Here is a 1576-nt window from a genome sequence, read left to right as displayed (position 1 = left end):
CCCGGCCCCCCACATCAGGAATGCGGCAACGTCCTCGGCCATATGCCCAACCGTGTCCGAGTGCCCGTCCGCGAATTCGACCTGCTCGTCAGCCAGCGGAGGCGCCATCGAAATCCAGCCGCCGGGGAAGGCGGTGTTTTCGTAGAGCACTGCACCCGCTTCTTCTTTTTCGTGGCCAGTGTAGCCGTGTAGCAGCGAGGCGATGTATTCCGGGCCACCCATGCCTTTGACCAGCTGGTTGATGCCCAGGCCATAAGGCCCATGGAATCCGGCACGGGCCTTGGCCATCAGGCTCAGGTCAGGTGCGCCGACGCCGGTATTGGCCGGGAAGTGGTCGGTGGGGATCGCCGGACGGAAATCGTCCAGCTCGGGGTCGAAGACTTCGAAGTTGCCAGCCGCGTATGCGATGACTTCTTCTTCCGAGTAACCCAGCGCTTTCAGATCGCGCAGCGGCACATATTGCAGACCGTGGCAAGCCGCGCAGACCTCGGTATAGATCTGCAGGCCACGTTGCAGCTGATGCTGGTCCCAGGTGCCGAACGGGCCTTCGAACGAGAAGGCGAAATCTTCGATATGCTGCTCACCACCACCTGCTGCAATGGAAGCAGCAGGGGTCAGGGCCAGAGCAAACGCGGCGCCGATTGCAAGTTTCTTGAACATGTTTCCGGTCCCTCTTCTTACTCGGCCGGCGTGGCGTCGGCGTCAGCCTTGCCATAATGCGCGTTGAAGTCTTCTTCGATGGTCTCGGGCTGGGCCAGAGGTTTCTCGATCACACCAAGGATCGGCAGGATCACGAAGAAATAGGCGAACCAGTAGGCCGATGCGATCAGCGAGAAGGTCGCATAGGGTTCTTCCGCAGGCATCGCACCCAGCCACATCAGGGCGAAGAAGTCGATGATCAGCAGGTAGAACCACCATTTCAACATCGGACGGTACTTGCCCGAACGCACGCTCGACGTGTCCAGCCAGGGCGCCAGCGCCATGGCCAGGATCGCACCAAACATCGCCAGAACACCGAAGAACTTGGCGTCAACGATACCACCGGTGATGAAGCTGGCGAACTGAACAACCCAGACTTCACCGGTAAAGGCACGCAGGATCGCGTAGAACGGCAGGAAGTACCATTCAGGCACGATATGTGCGGGTGTCGCCAGCGGGTTGGCTTCGATATAGTTGTCCGGGTGGCCCAGATAGTTCGGCATGAAACCGACAACGGCCCAGAACACGACCAGGATCACGGCCAGCGCGAACAGGTCCTTGATCACGAAATACGGCCAGAACGGCAGCGTGTCTTTCTTCGCCTCGTCTTTCGAGCCGCGACGCACTTCAACACCTGTGGGGTTGTTGTTGCCCGTGGTGTGGAAGGCCCAGATGTGTACCACGACCAAAGCCGCGATGATGAACGGCAGCAGGTAATGCAGCGAGAAGAAGCGGTTCAGCGTGGCGTTATCCACCGCGGGTCCGCCCAGCAGCCAGGTCTGGATCGCGTCACCCACAAACGGAATGGCACCAAACAGACCGGTGATCACAGTCGCACCCCAGAAGGACATCTGACCCCATGGCAGAACATAGCCCA

Annotated in this window: 2 protein-coding genes; both read right to left on the bottom strand. The window is 59.8% G+C overall.

The genetic code is table 11. From position 1 onward, the window contains the following. Nucleotides 1-660, bottom strand: a 660-nt coding sequence (locus ACR0C6_RS21135) for a cytochrome c1 (RefSeq protein WP_480621060.1), incomplete at its 3' end; no start/stop codon positions are given. Between the two features lie 17 nt (nucleotides 661-677). Further along, a partial coding sequence (locus ACR0C6_RS21130; protein WP_480621058.1) for a cytochrome b occupies nucleotides 678-1576 on the bottom strand: 899 nt, incomplete at its 5' end.

This window comes from Ruegeria sp. AL12 (genome assembly GCF_056540885.1).
The sequence above is the reverse complement of the archived record's forward strand: the minus strand, read 5'-3'. Positions and strand labels throughout refer to the sequence as shown.